At 54.1% G+C, this 18,202-nt stretch carries 17 protein-coding genes and 1 pseudogene; 9 read left to right on the forward strand and 9 right to left on the reverse strand.

The features are described from left to right. The first annotated feature begins 270 nt into the window (after nucleotides 1-270). A complete protein-coding gene (locus BG55_RS10045; protein WP_034937080.1) occupies nucleotides 271-1,722 on the forward strand; it encodes a methyl-accepting chemotaxis protein in 1,452 nt (483 codons plus the stop codon). A gap of 84 nt (nucleotides 1,723-1,806) precedes the next feature. Here the strand turns inward: BG55_RS10045 and BG55_RS10050 are convergent, their stop codons facing one another. The 5 genes from BG55_RS10050 to BG55_RS10070 all read right to left on the reverse strand — a co-directional run bounded on the left by BG55_RS10050 (nucleotide 1,807) and on the right by BG55_RS10070 (nucleotide 4,448). Further along, entirely contained in the window at nucleotides 1,807-2,661 is an 855-nt protein-coding gene (locus BG55_RS10050) for an MBL fold metallo-hydrolase (protein ID WP_034937082.1), read from the reverse strand. A gap of 153 nt (nucleotides 2,662-2,814) precedes the next feature. Continuing rightward, nucleotides 2,815-3,255 (reverse strand): hypothetical protein, encoded by a 441-nt coding sequence (locus BG55_RS10055; RefSeq protein WP_034937084.1) that lies wholly within the window; start codon nucleotides 3,253-3,255, stop codon nucleotides 2,815-2,817. Further along, nucleotides 3,249-3,431, reverse strand: a complete 183-nt coding sequence (locus BG55_RS10060) for a hypothetical protein (RefSeq protein ID WP_034937085.1) — start codon at nucleotides 3,429-3,431, stop codon at nucleotides 3,249-3,251. The genes BG55_RS10055 and BG55_RS10060 overlap by 7 nt, the downstream gene beginning before the upstream one ends. 33 nt (nucleotides 3,432-3,464) lie before the next feature. Beyond that, a complete protein-coding gene (locus tag BG55_RS10065) occupies nucleotides 3,465-3,947 on the reverse strand; it encodes an Hcp family type VI secretion system effector (protein ID WP_034937087.1) in 483 nt (160 codons plus the stop codon). A 219-nt stretch (nucleotides 3,948-4,166) separates the two neighbouring features. Continuing rightward, the gene (locus BG55_RS10070) at nucleotides 4,167-4,448 is read right to left on the reverse strand and encodes an Rdx family protein (protein WP_034937088.1); all 282 of its coding nucleotides are present in this window, start codon (nucleotides 4,446-4,448) and stop codon (nucleotides 4,167-4,169) included. 254 nt (nucleotides 4,449-4,702) lie between these two features. On the opposite strand from BG55_RS10070, the gene BG55_RS10075 reads away from it, so the two are divergent. The 5 genes and pseudogenes from BG55_RS10075 (at nucleotide 4,703) to BG55_RS10095 (ending at nucleotide 10,775) form a co-directional block, all read left to right on the forward strand. Beyond that, on the forward strand, nucleotides 4,703-7,093 hold the full coding sequence (locus BG55_RS10075; protein ID WP_034937092.1) for a TonB-dependent hemoglobin/transferrin/lactoferrin family receptor: 2,391 nt from the start codon (nucleotides 4,703-4,705) through the stop codon (nucleotides 7,091-7,093). Nucleotides 7,094-7,154: 61 nt separating this feature from the next. Further along, on the forward strand, nucleotides 7,155-8,189 hold the full coding sequence (locus BG55_RS10080) for a hemin-degrading factor (RefSeq protein ID WP_034937093.1): 1,035 nt from the start codon (nucleotides 7,155-7,157) through the stop codon (nucleotides 8,187-8,189). Further along, nucleotides 8,186-9,004 carry a heme/hemin ABC transporter substrate-binding protein gene (locus tag BG55_RS10085; protein WP_034937096.1) on the forward strand — a complete coding sequence of 273 codons (819 nt, stop codon included), beginning with the start codon at nucleotides 8,186-8,188 and terminating at the stop codon, nucleotides 9,002-9,004. Before BG55_RS10080 ends, BG55_RS10085 begins: the two co-directional genes overlap by 4 nt. After that, nucleotides 9,001-9,999, forward strand: a pseudogene (locus BG55_RS10090) (FecCD family ABC transporter permease). Before BG55_RS10085 ends, BG55_RS10090 begins: the two are co-directional and overlap by 4 nt. Further along, entirely contained in the window at nucleotides 9,996-10,775 is a 780-nt protein-coding gene (locus tag BG55_RS10095) for a heme ABC transporter ATP-binding protein (protein ID WP_034937097.1), read from the forward strand. Before BG55_RS10090 ends, BG55_RS10095 begins: the two are co-directional and overlap by 4 nt. A gap of 12 nt (nucleotides 10,776-10,787) precedes the next feature. Here BG55_RS10095 and mrdA read toward each other — a convergent pair whose 3' ends face one another. Next, nucleotides 10,788-12,689: a penicillin-binding protein 2 gene (gene mrdA / locus BG55_RS10100; RefSeq protein WP_034937100.1), complete on the reverse strand. Its 1,902-nt coding sequence runs from the start codon at nucleotides 12,687-12,689 to the stop codon at nucleotides 10,788-10,790. A 133-nt stretch (nucleotides 12,690-12,822) separates the two neighbouring features. Continuing rightward, the gene (locus BG55_RS10105) at nucleotides 12,823-13,716 is read right to left on the reverse strand and encodes a LysR family transcriptional regulator (RefSeq protein WP_052018779.1); all 894 of its coding nucleotides are present in this window, start codon (nucleotides 13,714-13,716) and stop codon (nucleotides 12,823-12,825) included. 97 nt (nucleotides 13,717-13,813) lie between these two features. On the opposite strand from BG55_RS10105, the gene BG55_RS10110 reads away from it, so the two are divergent. The 3 genes from BG55_RS10110 to BG55_RS10120 are packed head-to-tail and all read left to right on the forward strand — an operon-like array spanning nucleotide 13,814 to nucleotide 16,398. Beyond that, nucleotides 13,814-14,314, forward strand: coding sequence for a lactoylglutathione lyase family protein (locus BG55_RS10110; protein WP_034937102.1), 501 nt, complete (start codon nucleotides 13,814-13,816; stop codon nucleotides 14,312-14,314). Then, on the forward strand, nucleotides 14,307-15,287 hold the full coding sequence (locus BG55_RS10115; protein WP_034937105.1) for a zinc-binding dehydrogenase: 981 nt from the start codon (nucleotides 14,307-14,309) through the stop codon (nucleotides 15,285-15,287). Before BG55_RS10110 ends, BG55_RS10115 begins: the two co-directional genes overlap by 8 nt. A 10-nt stretch (nucleotides 15,288-15,297) precedes the next feature. Further along, nucleotides 15,298-16,398 (forward strand): NADH:flavin oxidoreductase/NADH oxidase, encoded by a 1,101-nt coding sequence (locus BG55_RS10120; RefSeq protein WP_034937108.1) that lies wholly within the window; start codon nucleotides 15,298-15,300, stop codon nucleotides 16,396-16,398. Here the strand turns inward: BG55_RS10120 and BG55_RS21435 are convergent. After that, nucleotides 16,380-16,877 carry a helix-turn-helix domain-containing protein gene (locus BG55_RS21435; protein WP_160170847.1) on the reverse strand — a complete coding sequence of 166 codons (498 nt, stop codon included), beginning with the start codon at nucleotides 16,875-16,877 and terminating at the stop codon, nucleotides 16,380-16,382. The genes BG55_RS10120 and BG55_RS21435 overlap by 19 nt on opposite strands. Nucleotides 16,878-17,069: 192 nt before the next feature. Continuing rightward, nucleotides 17,070-18,182 (reverse strand): fimbrial protein, encoded by a 1,113-nt coding sequence (locus tag BG55_RS10130; RefSeq protein WP_152542717.1) that lies wholly within the window; start codon nucleotides 18,180-18,182, stop codon nucleotides 17,070-17,072. Nucleotides 18,183-18,202: the final 20 nt, after the last annotated feature.

Genomic DNA, 18,202 nt, shown 5'->3' on the forward strand with positions numbered 1-18,202 from the left:
GACAGCAGGATGACAGTCAGTTACCTGTGTTCTAAAAGGCCATTAACTACGCTGAGTCAGACTTAAGTCGTACTAAAATATCGCCAAAAAATCATTTGCCCGACATTGTTCTTTTCCTCCGTGATATTTCCCCCAGCTTCTGCGCCCGTGGCCCGGGGGGCAGGTGACAAATCACATTGACGATGACAGTGAAGCGGTCCTAATCTGACGCTGAAGCCACGCCCCGCGCTTTGTGCGGAAAATGACGTGGATATAATCACCGGGGCTATCATGTTACTGACCAATCCAGACCAGGCAAAAATTCAGCCGGCGCAGCAGGTTTCTCTTGATCGAATCTGGCGTCAGGCCGATCTGTTAATGCTGTTTATTTGTTGGGGGCTGCTGCTTTTTGCGGGGGTGATCGGCTGGTTTAATGATGAGGTAAAGCTGGCACTGATCACCGGTATCACGCTGACGCTCAGCGCAACCGTGGTCAGAGCTCTGCTGCCTGGTCGGTTGTTCACCCGCCTCTGGTTTGCCTTTGTGCTGATCGCCTATGCCGCATTGATTATTCAGTTGGGGAACGGTGATACGGAATACCATTTCTCGATTTTTGTGCTGCTCTCTGCCCTGCTGGCCTATCGCGATTATCGCCCGTTGCTGATGGGCGCAGCGACGGCTGCGGTTCACCATGTACTGTTTAATTATTTTCAGGAAAACGGGCTGTTTGATGTGGTGGTATTTATGCATCCTGGTTTTCATATGGTGGTGTTTCATGCGCTGTTTGTGGTGGCACAGACGGCTATTCTGGTCGCCATTGCGTTGAATATGGCGGCCGATGCCCGCTCTGCCAGTGAGGTGGCGCATCTGGCATCGTGGATCACCCGCGAGCCGGGGAAACTGACGCTGGCACAGGATGAAGAGGCGACGGAAACGGCCTTTGGTAAAACCTTCAATAACACCCTGGGCACCATGGGTGACACCTTGTGTCAGGTGAGCGACGGCGTCAGCCAACTGCTCATCGCTTCCGAGAGTATTTTGCAGCGCAACGCTGCGCTCTCTACGCGCACCGATGAGCAGGCGGCAGCGTTAGCCACTGCCGCCAGCGCGATGGAAGAGATGAATTCGGCGGCGATGCTGGCCAGTGAAAAGGCGCAAAGGGCGCGTGAGCTGGCGGCGAGCACCAGTAAAGTGGCGCTGAAAGGCGGCGAAAAGATTGATGATGCGGTGGAGTCAATGGCGCAGATTGACGAAGAATCCCGCCGGATCAATGCCGCGCTTGAGCTGATCGACAGCATCGCTTTCCAGACCAATATTCTGTCGCTGAATGCGTCAGTAGAAGCCGCGAGTGCGGGCGTTCACGGCAAAGGTTTCGCGGTAGTCGCCTCGGAAGTGCGTACGCTGGCCGTGCGCTGTGAAGGTGCCGCAAAAGAAATTCATCAGTTGATTGGTACCTCGGTGGAGTGTACCCGCAGTGGTTCACAGCAGGTGACCCATGCCGGGCATACCATGCGCGAGATTATCGCCAGCATTGAAGGGTTGACGCTGCTGGTCAATGAGCTGTCTGAGATGAGCGAACAGCAGTGCAGCAGTATTACCCGGATGCGCGACAGCATCGCCAGTATTGACCGCAGTGTGCAGGATAACGTGGGACACGTCAGCGAAACGGTCCAGGTGGCTCAACAGCAACAACAACAGGCAGATGCGCTGAAACAGGCGATTGGCGTATTCAGGTTTGCCTGACGAAATGGGAAGGGGGAGCAGATGCTCCCCCGGTATATTCCGCCCCCGGTTTGAGGGTGGGCGGAGGCGATAACCCGCCCGGTATCAGATAGCTGTCCAGCAGTAGCCGTCAGGGGAAGTGCTGACTCGTCCCACCGCGCTGTCGCTGAAATGCACGGTAAACAGGGTGGCATGGTGTCCAACGGCGTAGTCCAGTAATACCTTACGTGAGCGGCGTGCCGCATCTTTATCCTGGCAAAACACCGAAGAGAGTTCCGGGTTGGCGACCTGCATCTGATTATGCATAACGTCCCCGGTGAACAGCGCGATCTCTCCTGCGGAAGCAAATGCAATGCTCATATGACCGGCACTGTGCCCCTGCGTTGGCAGATAGTGGATGCCCGGCAGGATTTCGCCACCGCTCGCCGCCACCGTCTGTACTTTCCCCGCCTCAATCAATGGCTGCACGCTGTCGGCAAAAATCACCGTTCTTTCTGCCGCTGCCGGCGTCTGATACCAGTCAATTTCTTCCTGCGGGATAATCCATTGTGCATTGGGGAAAGTTGGCACCCACCCTGTGCCATCCCATTGGGTGTTCCAGCCAACGTGGTCAATGTGCAGGTGGGTATGTAATACGTAGTCGATGTCTTGCGGCTGTAATCCGCTGGCAAGAAAATTCTCCATCCACGGGCTGTTCAACCGGTCAAACTGTGGGCTGAAGGGGCGGGATTTATTGTTACCCGTTGCGGTATCAATCAGAAAGCGCCCCTGTGGCGATTCGACCAGCCAGCTATGAACAGCGATATCCAGTGTGTTTTGCCGGGTCATTACGGGGTAAGAGTGCGCAAGCTGTTGCTCTGTTACCTCCGGAAACAGGACTTCTGCGGGCAGGCTCAGTCTTTGTTCAATCAGTTTGCTGATGCGCAGTTCACCAACTTTCCAGCATTGCAGTTTGCTCATAGCGGTCCTTGTAAGTGGGAATAAGCCAGAATTCACCCAAAATTTATCATTGTTTATCAGTCAGGTCGCGGTTGTGAAGCCTGAGATTGAGCAGGTTCGCAGTACGCCAGTAAAGGCGTACTTTGAACTATAGCTGGATATTATCTGCTGTTGTCAGGGCTGGGGATCATCACAACCCGGATCGGGTTCATCGCCCATAGCGTAACTGCACTGGAAGGGATCAAACCACGGGTTTTCTTTGTGAAAAAAATTAATAGCTTTATTGTTGAACGTTCCATAGCCATAGCCACTCGACTGTATGGTGAATTTTCCTGACTGACCACTTTTGAATGAGACTTTCCCTGTCACTATACAGGGTGAATAGTAGGTATGTTCTCGCCATCCACCGAATTCAAGCCTCTGAGCCTGATTAAAATATTCTGCAAGTTGCTCAGGGGTGGGCCTGAATAATTTACATCCTTCCTGTTCGACTTTGCTATGGCCGATATAGGCGATCCCGGATTCATTGATTTCAATATCAGTCACGACATCTGAACAGGCGAACCTGGAAAAAAAAGTGAAAAAAAATATAAGCGCAATCTTTATATTCACCATTTCGCTGTGCTCGCTTCGGTAATGTTTTTCCTGGCTATCTCAGGATGAGTTGACGAACTGGTCTGATGCACCACAATGCCGTTTATTTGATTAAGATCCTGCCGCTCAATGGTAGTGAATCTTTTCTTAACGATACGTTCAGCATCCGTCATGCCATTTTTATCAATAAATAACATATTATCTCCTTCCTTAGCGTTATTTTTCCATCATCAGATTATTGCGTTGGCCTTGATGTTATATCCTGCTGAGACGGTGCCCGCCATATTTCCCTGCGTATTTTGTAACAGATAATCCATTGTTACGCTGGAGAAAGACAGGGCTACCACTTCGCGCGGTACACGCATGGTATTGTAATAAACAGGGTGCACGCCGGTGATAATAATCTCCTGAAGCGTGATACACAGATATTCCAGAGGAGAACCACCTGCTTTTCGCTGGGTAATAATCGCCTGGGAAACAGGTTTCCCGCTCAGGCAATATTGAAGAAGGGTGGGGCTGGATTTATCGATATAGTGTTCAAAATGTAGATCGTAAATGGTTGCCTTCCCGGCACCGCCGCCGCTGCCCGAATGCATATTCGACGTCTGGCTTATCACCCATTTCCAGTTGAGTACCTCAATATCGCCGTTATGGCTGGCATCCTCAGATTCACCCTCAACACCACTCAGTTTTATAAATATATCCTGAGACATTATTCTTCCTTGTGCAGACCAGTGACTTTTTGCTGCGCAAACAGGCATTCGCGAAAGCCATTCCTTATTTTTTTGCAACCGCATGATTTTTCAGTTTGCGCAAACGGGGTTGGTAGACAGTAAAACATTTTGCCCGCAGATCCACGGACTCACCTCACAGAAAGGCAACCATCAACCGGGGACAGAGCAGAAAAGTTAGCGGTTTCGCTTATGCACGCATCAGGCTTTATCAATATGCCCTAAATCACGCTCGGGAAAACAGACATTGCGTACCCGCTGTTTCAGTTCTTTCACCTCCGGAAAACCGCCGTCCGTTTTACGATCCCAGATTAACTCTCCGTCGATGGCGATTTGATAAATGCCGCCCGTGCCGGGGATCAGGGTAACGGCGGCCAGATCGGTGCTGAAGGTGTGCAGCAGTTCCTGTGCCATCCAGCCTGCGCGCAGCAGCCAGTTGCATTGGGAACAGTAGTGAATAGTGACGGTTGGTGCGTTTTTCATTGGGTTTTTCCTGAGGGCGGCTAACAGCATTGTTTTATCCTGGCAACAGCCTGTCAACATGCGTTCTTTTTTGAATTATGAATTAATTATGGAGGATGTTGATATGATGAATCAATATGATTATCATTCTCATTTGTTATTGGGTCAGGGATCGACATTTATAATGCGCAGCAAGCGCACGCTCTTTTTGCGGATGTTACGCCTGTGGCAGCAATGTATGAGTCGATACTAATAAAGAATAAAGGCTTATTAAAATGCGTAAACCTATTTCCTCAAGGGAAATTGTCCGGACGTCTGTCTTATTCAGTACGCTGGTCACCTCTGGCTACACCATCGGGGCAGAAAGCATCACCAACACTCAGCCTGTTACCACCTCTGGCAAACCGCTGACCGTTTCTTCTGAAAAAAAGGCCGATGAACCGGTCATGGTGGTGACGGCACCATTGCCCAAAAAGGAAGCGGGCAGCAAAACCACCATCAGCGCAGAAGAGATGCAGCAAAAAGGAACCAATGATTTTGGTTCTGTTATGCGATATGAACCCCTGATCGGTGCAACCGGCACCAGTGGCGGTTCTTCAGCGGGTAAAAGTGGTTTCGACCGCAGCGGCTACACCGGCTACAACATTCGTGGTCTGGAGAGTAACCGTGTCGGACTTGATGTCGATGGCATTCCTCAGCCGGAAGCCACGGGTCGCAGCTATGTGGGGCGTGTGGGGGTGAATACCTTCGGTATCGGCCGCGATTACATCGACCCTTACATGTATGGTCAGGTGGATATCGAATCGGGTGCCACCTCGACATCGCGGGCCAATAACGCTATCGGCGGTGCCGTCTCCTTTATGCCTAAATCGGCAGATGATTATCTGTCGCCCAACAAACATAGCTATTTCGGTTATCAGTCTGATTACGACTCTTCCAACCGCAGCTGGCACAACGGTATTACCGCCGCTGCCGGGGATGAAACCCTGCGCGGGGTGTTTGTCTACAGCCGTCGCGATGGCCAGCAGACCCGCAACAACAGCGGCACCCTTGCGGCTTATCCGGCCAACTGGCACTCCAATGCGTTGATGGCCTCAGGTATCTGGCAGCCAAATGATGAACATAAGCTGACCGGAACGGTGGATTACTACGAAAAAACTAATCACAGCCATTACGATACCTGGGATTCGGCAGGCAGCACCATCTGGGGCACCGCACAGCAACAAAGTAATACCCGTCGCTGGGGTGTCAGTCTGAAAGATGAATGGACACCGGCCAATGCCTGGATTGACAGCCTGACATCGCGTGTTTACTACCAGCAGACGCAGGCCCACGACAACACCTGGATGCCTTCCAGCGCCACGGCGATGGAGCGGGTTTATTCCGATTATGAAGTGGATACCTATGGTTTCGGCACTCAGCTGGCAAAATCGCTGGGACGGCACGAACTGAGCGGCGGCCTGAACGGCAGCATCAGCGAGACCCGTCGCCCGTTCCGCCAGGAGCCAGCCCCCAGCCAGTACAGCGTGATTATGCAACCTGATGCTGACAGCCGCAGTTATACGCTCGGCGGTTTTGTGCAGGATAAGATTCATTTCGACCTTGGTGGTCATGACTTCAGCATCGTGCCCGGTGTAAGGGTTGCCCATCAGACCACTAAACCGCAGAACCTCAGTAGCCTGACCACTGGCAGCGGTATCCTGACCGAATCTCAGTTGCAGACGCTGTACGGCAAAGAAAATTCCGATACGCAGGTGCTGCCTTCTCTGAGCTTTAATTACGATATCACGCCGCAGCTGATGACTTATCTGATGTACAAACGTGGCGCGCAGTTCCCGAACGCCAGCCAGCTGTATGGCTCGTGGAACCTGGGTTCCAACTATGCCGGAAGACAGCAGTATGCGCTGATTGGTAATTCCGATCTGAAAACTGAAACCAGTAATAACGTCGAGTGGGGATTGAAAGGCCAGGCCGTTGAAGGGGTGACGCTGAGTGCGGCGATGTTCTACAACACCTATGAAAACTTTATTGCCTATACCCGTTATACGCGCTCTGCTAACCCTGGCATGTTCACCAATGTGCCATCAAATATCTACACTATCTATCAGGCTGAGAACCGCGATAAAGCCTATATCTATGGTGGACAGGTCAGCACTAAACTGAACTTTGGCACCTGGTTTGAAGAGGTAAACGGGCTGAGCGCCACCTTTGCGCTGGGTTACAACGAAGGGAAATCAAAATCCAGCTACTCCGGCGACCGCTATGTTGATCTCGACAGCGTGGCACCTGTAAAAGCTATCGTCGGCATGGCGTGGGATGATCCGGCGAAGCGTTACGGCGCGGCGGTGACTGCCACCTTTGTTAAAGGTAAACGCGCTACCGATACCAATCGCGAGAGCTACACGAACAGCGGCAGTGCGCTGACTGACTCCACCGCCGAATATATGCGTGTGCCGGGTTATGGTCTGGTGGATATGACCGCTTACTGGCAGGTGGCGAAGCACGTCAGAGTAAACGGCGGCATCTACAACCTGACGGATCGTAAATACTGGGATTACCTCAGCAGCCGTAACCTGACAGAAACCACCCGTCAGGATGCTTACGATAAAGCGCTGGCCGTCATGCCTGGCCGTACCTTCCAGTTGGGCATGAATATCGATTTCTGATCGTCGCCCTGACCAATCACAGTTTGCCCTGCGTAACACCGCAGGGCTTTAAGGAGAGCAAATGGAAAAGAGCACACTTTTTCAGCGTTACCAGGCGTTGAAAGCAGAACAACCGAAAACGTACGCCCGCGATCTGGCCAGCCTGCTCGGCGTCAGTGAAGCGGAGTTGACGCACGCACGCACCCTGGATGATGCCGTCACCCTGCGGCCTGATTTCACCGCACTGTTACCGGCGCTGGCCGCAGTTGGCGAAACCAAATCGATCACCCGCAATGCCTGGGCGGTTCATGAACAGGTCGGGCGCTATGACAATCTGCATCTGGGTAATCACGGAGCGTTAATCCTCAATCCCCGCGCGCTGGATCTGCGTTTTTTTCCTGCCAAATGGAAAAGCGCCTTCGCGTTACATGAAAAAACGGCGCGAGGCGATCGCCACAGCATTCAGATTTTTGATGCCCAGGGTGATGCCGTACTGAAAATCTACACCACGCCGCAGAGTGATATGGCTGCCTGGCAGACGCTGATCGGCGGATTTACCGTAGAAAATGCCGCTGAACTGCATATCAGCAGCCCGGAGGTGGAGGCGTCTGACCCACAGCCTGACTGTGCTCTGGTAGAACAGGAATGGCGTGCGATGACTGACGTCCATCAGTTCTTTGGCCTGCTGAAACGACACAATATCAGCCGCCAGCAGGCTTTCCGGGCCGTTTCCGACGATCTGGCGCAGCAGGTGGATAACGGTGCGCTCAGCGAATTACTGGAGATGGCGCAGAAAGACGCGAATGAGATCATGATTTTCATTGGCAACCGGGGGTGTGTGCAGATCTTTACCGGCGTGGTCGAGAAGCTGATGCCAATGGACAACTGGCTGAATATTTTTAATCCGACCTTCACCCTGCATCTGATGGCTGACGCCATTGCGGAAAGCTGGGTAGTCCGCAAGCCTACCAAAGATGGCATGGTCACCAGCCTGGAGCTGTTTGCTGCCGACGGGACGCAGATTGCTCAGCTGAATGGTCAGCGCACTGAGGGAATGCCGGAGCAGACCCGCTGGCGTGAACAGATATCGCTACTGGGCGAGGGGGAAGTCGCATGAAAACCTGGCTGCTGGCGCTACTGGCGCTGCCTTTTACCCTGCTGGCGCAGGAGCGGGTGGTGTCGATTGGCGGCGATTTGACAGAAATTATCTATGCGCTGGACGCCCAGCAGGATTTGGTGGGCCGTGACTCCACCAGCCTCCAACCTGCGGTGGTGACGAAACTGCCTGATGTGGGCTACATGCGTCAGCTGAACGCAGAAGGTATCCTGGCGATGAAACCGACACTGGTTATCGTCAGCGCGCTGGCGAAGCCTTCCGTCGCCTTGCAGCAGGTTGAGCAGGCCGGAGTGAAAGTGGTCACCGTTACCAGTGAGCCTTCACTGAGCGCCATTAAGCAGAAAGTGAGCACCATTGCCGGTGCGCTGCACCGTGAGGAGCAGGGCAAGGCACTGGAAGCAAAAATCAACGACCAGCTGGCTGGCGTAGCGGATAAGCCGCTGCCGGTTAAAGTGCTCTATATCCTCAATCATTCCGGGATGAAAGCCATGGCGGCCGGTACTGAAACCGCTGCTGATGGTGCTATTCGTAGCGCCGGACTACAAAACGCGATGGGCAATATCCCGCACTATCAGGCGTTGACGCAGGAAGGGATTGTTGCCAGTGCGCCTCAGCTGGTGGTGATTGGTGAGGACGGCCTGAAGGCGATGGGCGGTGAGGACAAAATCTGGCAATTGCCGGGTCTTGCGCTGACGCCCGCAGGCAAAAATCACAGCCTGCTGGTCGTAGATGAAATGGCGCTGCTGGGCTTTGGTGTACAGACGCCGGGGGCCATCGTCAAGCTGCGTAAGGCTGCGGAAACCGTAGCGCAATGAAAAGAGTGAAGGTGCAGCGTCGTTTGCTGGTGATGTTGCTGATGCTGCTGGCGATGATGCTACTGGCGGCCAATACCGGTGCCATGCGTCTGTCGCTGGCAATGGTCTGGCAGGCACCTGCCGACAGCATGATCTGGAAAATCTGGTGGAACATTCGCCTGCCGCGCGTGCTTCTTGCCGTACTGGTGGGGGCGGCGCTGGCACTTTCCGGGGCCACCATGCAGGGGCTGTTTCGTAATCCGCTGGCCGATCCCGGCCTGTTGGGGATCAGCAGCGGTGCCTCATTGATGCTGGCGTTTGCCGTAGTGATACCTGTTACGCTGCCTGCGGCACTGGCGCTGTGGTGGCCGATGCTGGCGGCATTTGTCGGAAGTCTGCTGGTGACGATGATGATTTTTATCCTCAGCCGTCATCGCAGCACCACGCTTCCGCGACTGCTGCTGGCAGGCATAGCCATCAATGCCCTGTGCGGGGCGGCGGTGGGCGTTCTGTCATGGATCAGCAACGATCAGCAGCTACGCCAGCTTTCGCTATGGGGAATGGGCTCCCTGGGACAGGCGCAGTGGCCGACGGTCGTGGCCTGTGCTGTTTTGATCCTGCCGACCATGCTGGCGACCCAGTAGCAGGCGCAGCGGCTCAATTTGCTGCAACTGGGTGATGAGGAAGCACATTATCTGGGGGTGGATGTGCGGCGCACGCAGCGTATCCTGCTGATCCTCAGTGCGCTGATGGTCGCGGCGGCGGTGGCGGTCAGCGGCGTGATTGCTTTTGTTGGTCTGGTCGTACCGCATCTGATCCGACTCTGCATGGGGGGTGACCACCGTTGGTTGTTACCCGGTGCGGTGTTATTGGGGGCGATGCTGATGCTGGTGGCCGATACGCTGGCCAGAACCCTGGTGTCTCCGGCAGAAATGCCGGTCGGCCTGCTCACCAGCCTGCTGGGTGCGCCCTGGTTCTTATGGCTGATCCTTCGTCGTCAGGGGGGCCGCTTGTGAGCCAGCTTTTACAGGCGACTGATGCCTCTTATCGTCTCGGTCAGCGTCTGTTGATTGACAGCGTGTCGCTGACCTTGCATCCGGGTGAGATGGTGGCGCTGATTGGGCCGAACGGTGCGGGAAAATCGACCCTGATGCGGCTACTGACCGGTTTTTTACCGCTCAGTGCAGGACGCTGCTGTCTTGATGACCGGCCGATTGCCGAGTGGCACGGTGACCAGCTGGCCCGACGACGTGCGGTGATGCGTCAGCAAAGCCATATCGAGTTTGCCGTGCCGGTACGCGAGGTGGTGGCGATGGGGCGGGCGCCCTGGTCTGAAAAAACCGCCCGGGAGATTGTCGATCGGGTTATGGAACTGACGGGGTGTGAGCAGCTGGCGCAGCGTGACTATCGCTTCCTTTCCGGCGGCGAACAGCAGCGGGTGCAGCTGGCGCGCGCGCTGGTCCAGCTCTGGCATGATGACGGACCTCGTGGCTGGCTGTTTCTTGACGAGCCTACTTCGGCGCTGGATCTCTACCATCAACAACATGCGCTGCGGCTGCTGCATCAGCTGACCCGCCAGGGTGAACTGACGGTCTGCTGCGTGCTGCACGATCTCAATCTGGCCGCGCTGTGGTCCGATCGCATGTTGTTACTGCATCAGGGCCACCTGGTTGCCAGCGGCACGCCCGCAGAGGTCATGACCGAGGCGACGCTGACCCGCTGGTATCAGGCTGACCTTCAGGTTCACCATCACAGTCAGGATGCGGTGCCACAAATTGTCCTGCGCCGTTAAGAACTCAAACCGTTACTGCGCACTGACGTTACTTCCGGGATCGGCGGTGGCTGACATCGGTGCCACATCCGGTGGCAGGAAAATGTGGTCCAGAATATTCCTTGCCAGCGGTGCGGCGGTGACGCCATTCACCCCGCCATTTTCGAGGATCAGAGCCATCGCCACCCTGGGTTTATCGAAAGGGGCGAAGACGGTATAAAAAATATGATCGCGCAGGCGCTGTGGGATCATTTTTGCGTTATAGATCTGATTCTGTTTCAGTCCAAACACCTGGGACGTTCCACTTTTTCCCGCGATGCCGTAAGGCGCGGTGTGAAAGTATTTATAGCCCGTCCCGTTTGGCGCATTTGCCATGCCAAACATCGCCCGGCGCACCAGTCCCCAGTATGGCGAGTTGGCGTCACCGATTTGCTGAACAGGAATGGTCTGTTTCCACGGCGTAACCTCTTTTCCCTGTTTTTCCTGATAGAGCAGATGCGGCTGGATCACCCGACCGTTGTTAATCAGCGTATCCAGCGCTTTGACCATCTGCACCGGGGTGGCAATCCAGTAACCCTGGCCGATGCCTACCGAGACGGTATCTCCCTGATACCAGCCCTTTTTATGTACTTTCTGCTTCCACTCGCGGCTGGGCAACAGGCCGTTATACTCCTCGTTGAGGTCGATACCCGTGGGCTTACCGTAGCCAAACTGGCTGAGCATGGTATGGATGCGATCAATGCCCAGCATAAAGGCCACCTGATAAAAGAAGGTGTCGGCAGACTCTTCAATGGCGCGGGTGACATCCAGCGTACCGTGACCGGTTTTTTTCCAATCGCGATATTTCCGTGTGGTGCCGGGCAGAGTCCAGGTGGCCGCGCCAAAGAAGGTGGAAGATGGCGTGATGACGTGAGTTAACAGCGCCGACATCGCCATATAAGGCTTGACGGTAGAAGCCGGAGGATACAATCCCTGGGTAACCCGATTAATAAGCGGCAGGTCTTTGTTTTCCAGCAATGCTTTATACGCTTTGTAACTGATGCCTTTTACAAAAGGATTGGGATCGTAGCTTGGGCTGGAAACCATTGCCAGCACGTCGCCATTTTGCGGATTTTCGATCAGCACGGCGGCACGCTGACCGACAATCTGGGTTTCCACATACTGTTGCAGATGCAGATGCAGATCCAGCGTCAGCCACAGATCTTTTCCGGCCACCGGCGGCACCTCTTTCAACACGCGGATCACCCGACCGTGGTTATCCACCTCCACTTCCTGATAGCCGGTTTTACCGTGCAGTACCGATTCATAATAGCCTTCAATCCCCTGCTTACCGATATTGTGGTCAGCGGCGTAGTTCTCACCAATACCGGCTTTATCCAGCCGCTTATAGTCGTTGTCGTTAATTTTGGAAACGTAGCCGATAACGTGGGCCAGATCGGGGCCGTAAGGATACTGGAGATCTTCATAGCTACTGATGGTGACGCCGGTGAATTTGTACTGATTGACGGAGAAGCGCGCCACCTCTTCGTCGGTCAGCTCGGTTTTCAACACCACCGGTTTGTAACGGCTGTTAGCATGCAGCGCGTGGGTGAAGGTATCAATATCGTCAGGTGTGAGGTCAACAATCGGCGTCAGTTGCGCCAGTAAGCTTTTCATGTCCTCGACTTTGTACGGCAGGATCTCAATGTCATACCAGGTGACGTTTTTCACCAGCGGAATGCCGTTGCGATCAAAGATCATCCCGCGGGTTGGCGCAATAGGGATCATTTTGATGTCATTCTGATTCGAACGCGTCTGGTAGTACTGATTCTGCTCGATTTGCAGGTGCCAGAGGTTGACGACCAGCGTGACGAAACCGGCCAGCACTAATCCAAAGGCCACCAATGCCCTGCGTACAAACAACTTTTCTTCTTCTGCAAAATCTCTGAATTTCATTACCGGGCAATCGCGTTATAGCCAGTTTTTCCGCCCAATGATAAAGATTGCGTAACAAATCACGACCAGAAAGATGCATTTGCGACGGTTAAAGTGTGACATTTATTGACGATGTTACAAATGGCCGCAATTTTTACTCTTTTTCCGGACCGGGCGATGGCTGAAAGTGTTGTTGCAGAAAGTTGATCGCCTCTGTGGCCCGGCGCGACAGCGGCCACTCGGCGCGGTGGATCAACCAGATGGTATCCACCACCGGCACATCACATTCCACCACGCGGATTGCCTGCTGCTGCGCAAAGGCCTGGCGGGCAAAGCGTGGCAGTACAGCGAAACCCAGCCCGCGGGCCACCGGTTCCAGAATCAGGCCTATTTGATTGATAAAACCACGCTGCGGCAGATTGCGAACGCCAGGATTGCCGGGAAAACGACGGCTGAGCAAACGGGTCGCCATCGCCATGCCATCCGGATGATCGATAAAGCCCAGGCGTGCCAGATCGTCCCAGCCGTTAACCTCTTCTGCCTGTGGGATCACCAGCTCCAGCGGCTCTTCGGTAAAGGGTCTGGCGTGCAGCCGTCGGTCGTCCGGTTTCAGCGTCACCAGTCCCATTTCAAAACGGTTATGCAGCACCGCCTCGGTCACTTCCTGATCGGGAGCAAAGCGATGCCTTATGCACAATGCCGGATGTTGCTGCTGGAGTGTCAGCAGCAGAGGGTACAGGCGCAGTCCGATGCTGCCGGGGCTAATCAGCCCGATCTCGCCGCAGGTGATATCCGTTTCACTCATTCTCAGAATCAGGCGTTTCTCTGCTCTGTCCAGCTCCTGACAATAATCCAGCAGGGCCAGGCCGGACGGCGTCAGCGTCTGTGGACGTTTGCTACGCAGGATGAGCAAACCAAGGTGCTGCTCAAGGTGACGGATATGCTGGCTGACGGCGGCCTGCGTCATCCCCAGGCGTTCGGCGGCGGCGGTAAAGCTGCCTGTTTCGGTCAGTACGGTAAAGGAACGAAGCCATTGCGGATTTAACATAATGAAATTTTATAATCCTCATAACCATTACTCTGTTTTCATTATAGGGGGGTGGGCGTAGCCTGAATATCATTCTGTATAATGAGGAGTGAAAACCATGATCCCAGGCTACCCGCGTAGCTTTTCTCATATTGGTCTGTCAGTCACCGACCTTGATGCGGCGGTGAAATTTTACACTGAGGTAATGGGCTGGTATCTGATTATGCCGCCCACGGAAATCAGGGAAGATGACTCAGCGATTGGCGTGATGTGCAGTGATGTATTTGGTGCGGGCTGGGGTTCGTTCCGCATTGCCCACCTCTCCACCGGCGATCGTGTCGGGGTGGAAATTTTCCAGTTTCGCGATGCCCAGCGTCGTGAAGATAACTTTGAATACTGGAAATCGGGCGTCTTCCACTTCTGTGTGCAGGATCCGGATGTTGAGCGGCTGGCGGCAAAAATTGTGGCGGCGGGAGGCCGTCAGCGGATGCCCGTCCGTGAATACTTCCCCGGCGAGAAGCCGTATCGCATGGTGTACATGGAAGATCCTTTTGGCAATATCCTCGAAATTTACAGCCACAGCTATGAGCTGACCTATTCGGCAGGTGCCTATGAATAAGCCTGTATCATCCGTTCTGCCCGCCGCCTGGCAGGGCTGGGTATGGCAGGGAGGGGAGTCTGCGCAGCATCTCCGGCAGACAACCATCAATGCAATGCCCTTGCAGCCGGGTGAGGTGCTGGTGCAAAACGCGGCAATCGGTCTGAACCCGGTAGACTGGAAAGTTCTGGACAGCCAGACAGGGCTGGTGCCCGGCGTGGACGGTGCCGGAACCGTAGTGGCTGTCGGCCGTGGCGTGGCGCAAAGCTGGCTGGGAAAGCGGGTAGCCTATCACCAGAATCTGCGCGCTGCCGGTAGTTTTGCGGGATACACCCCTCTTGCAGCTGATGTACTGATGCAGCTGCCCGACGCTCTTGAGTTTGCTCAGGCCGCGGCATTTCCCTGTCCCGGACTGACCGCCTGGCAGGCGCTGGAAAAGCTGCCGACGCAGCCGGGTGCTGAGCTGTTAATCGCCGGTGCCGGCGGTTCGGTCGGGCACTATCTGGTCCAGTTGGCGGTGGCAAGAGGCTTCCGGGTGACGGTGATGTGTAGCGAACGGCACTGGTCACGTCTGAGTGAACTGGGCGCGCAGCGTTGCCTGACCAACCGCGAACAGATTGCCACTCCGGCTGACTCACCGCGCTATTTTGCGCTGATTGACTGTGTCGGCGCTGAGCATGCGCGGGCGCTTGCGGATTTGCTGAAAGCTAACGGCCATCTGGTCTGCATTCAGGGGCGTGTCGAAGACTGGCCCTGCACGCCTTTTGGCCGGGCGCTGTCGATGCATGAGGTGGCGTTGGGTGCACTGCATCAACATGGCGATGCGTCAGACTGGCAAAAGCTGACCGCCAGCGGTGAGCAGCTGTTGCAACAAATCGCGTCGGGCACCCTGAAGCAGGAAACCCTGCTGCACTTCTCTTTTGCGCAGCTGCCGCAGCAGCTTGATGCTCTTAAACATCGTAACTTCAGCGGCAAACAAATCATTCTGTTATAACGAGGTAATTATGGCCGGACTTTTTACCCCTTTTACGTTAAAAAATATCAGGTTACGCAATCGTATTGCGGTGCCTCCGATGTGCCAGTACAGCGCGATTGACGGTGTCAGTAATGACTGGCACCGCGTGCACTACAGCAGTCTGGCCCGGGGTGGTGCAGGTCTGGTGATTGTGGAAGCAACAGCCGTATCGCCGGAAGGGCGGATTACCCCGGCCTGTCTGGGTATCTGGAATGATGCGCAGGCTGAAAAACTGGCAGAGATTGCGGCGACAATAAAAGCTGCCGGGGCAGTGCCGGGCATCCAGATTGCTCATGCCGGGCGCAAAGCCAGTGCCAACAAGCCGTGGGAAGGCGACGATCATATTGCTGAGAATGACCCGCGCGGCTGGGCAACGCTCTCACCTTCCGCCATTTCTTTCGGTGCTAATTTGTCGAAGGTCCCGCAGGAAATGACTGGGGTGGATATAGCCCGCATCCAGCAAGACTTTGCCCAGGCGGCCAGACGTGCCAGGGAGGCCGGTTTTGAATGGCTTGAACTGCATTTTGCCCATGGCTATCTGGCTCAGAGTTTTTTCTCCGTCCATGCCAATCAGCGCGACGATGCCTGGGGCGGCAATCTGCAGGGCCGAAGCCGCTTTCTGCTGGAGACGCTGGCGGCGGTTCGTAGAGAGTGGCCTGACAGCCTGCCGCTGACGGCCCGCTTTGGGGTGATTGAATACGACGGGCGCGATGAAGAAACGCTGAATGAAGCCATCGACCTGACCAGACAGTTCCGCGCCGGTGGCCTGGATCTGCTGAGCGTCAGCGTCGGTTTCTCCACGCCAGACGCGCAGATCCCGTGGGGGCCGGCTTTCCTTGCTCCCGTGGCTGAGCGGGTCCGACGTGAAGCAGAAATTCCGGTGGCTTCTGCCTGGGGGATCGACTCCCCGCTGATTGCCAGTCAGACCATTGAGAAAGGAGAACTCGACCTGGTGATGGTGGGTCGCGCACATCTTTCCAATCCCAACTGGCCTTATCAGGCAGCGCTGACGCTGAACAAAGAGCGACCTTCCTGGGTTCTGCCTGCTCCTTATGCTCACTGGCTGGAACGTTACCGGGTTAGTGAATAGTGTTTGATCCCAGCGGGCAGAGGAACATGCCCTCTTGCTCGCTGAGCACAAGAGTGATTGAATCCGGCATACAAATTCAGTATCTGTCGGTAACAAATCAGTGACATATCATTGAGCCGGGTCATTCCCAGTTTGCGAAACGCATTTTGCTTATGGGAACTGATAGTTTTAGTGGAAAGATTCAGCTTACGAGAAATAAAGTCAGTCGAGTGCCCAACGGCCAGTTCGCGCAGTACGATATTCTCTTTTCGGGACAGGTGGTCGGTATGTGGCGGTTTGTCACTGGCAATCGATTTCAGCAGCGGTAGCAGTATTTTTACTGGACATTTTTTGGAGACTATCCAGTAAGGATAGAAATTACCCGGCTCGTTCTGTAAGGGTAAATCAACCACAAAAAGAATATTTACGCCAAAATAGCAGGTGTTGTAGGCCAGGTTTTGTGATGGGGTCATTTGCATATAATGGATATCGACAATCACAATATCTTCTTGTCGAAAACCACAATAATAAAAAAGAAGTAATCCATTCGCGTAGCTATACGTCTTTAATTCGTTTTCTGTCGCGCTCAGAATTTCTCTCAGACCTGCGACAAAAAAACGATCATCAGAAATAATATATATACACATAATTCCCTCTATGTTTGATTATCCTTAACAACCTTTTGACATATTTCAGTAGTAATAGATGGTAAATGTCACTGTGGCATCCGCTTTACCCGGCATGACCTGAGATGATGTCTGGATATAACGCGCCATCAGCGGTAGAGAAAATTGGGTGGCGCCGTCATCAGGCAGAAAAAATTGCCGGCTTTCAGCAAAATTTACCCATTGCGGTGAAGGATCGCCCTGCGTACCCCAGGCTAACTGGATGCCTACCCCAGAAGCGCTGCCATTACCGCTTTTTACAGCCAGAATTCCCTTATAGCTGTCAATAATCGGGGTGTTAGGAGAAAGTGATAGCTTAATGCTGTTATTAATTTTATTCCCTTGTTGCAGGTTTCCCGATCCACTGCTCATCGACATCATACCGTGAAATCGCGGACAGTCGGTCAGCTTTATCGAGGCATCCTGCCAGGGGCTGTAGCTGCCGGGTTGTTTAAAGGTTCCTGATATTTCATAGTTGCCCATCGGCACAATAATATCCGGCGTGGTGCAGGTCCTTGATACTATTTCAATAGCGCCGGAAAATCGCAGATTGCCCAGATTAATCGGAGAATGATCGGCAGAATATAAACTGTAGTTAACACCGGGTAAACTCTCGCCACCAATTCTGCCGGGTATAATAACCCCGGTTTTAATTAATACAACATCAAATTCAATTCCTTCATGGGGTATCCATCCCCGTTCGGAGAGATCGTTCGTTTGTATTCCCGCTAATGGATAACTGAAAGGAACGGTGTATTGCGTATTACCATAAGCATAAATCGCCATGCCTATTCCGGGCACGTCGGTCTGATAAACCGTGCCTGGTGCAAAGCGACCATCTGACCAGTCAGACAGGCGGCGAGCTGTGGTGAGTGCGCCGCGAATGGTCGGGTTTGCGGGGATGCCGTTTTCGCAACTGAGCGTGACAGAAGTTGCGGGACGGAAATGCTGATGATAAATAATGGTGCCGTTGCTGACATCCTGGCCGACCGTCAGGGCGCTGCTTTGCAGCGGCAAAACCGTGGATTTGAGCGCGCTGTTACTGAGCTGACAGCTGGCTGCAAAGGAAGGGCAGGAGGCTGAGGCCATCAGCAGAATGAGGGTGGTAACAGCGCCGGGCCCGCAGGTGATTTTCATCATTAAATTCCTTTTTGTTCCGC

Origin of the sequence: Erwinia mallotivora (assembly GCF_000590885.1) — a bacterium.
Taxonomy (GTDB): Bacteria; Pseudomonadota; Gammaproteobacteria; order Enterobacterales; family Enterobacteriaceae; genus Erwinia; species Erwinia mallotivora.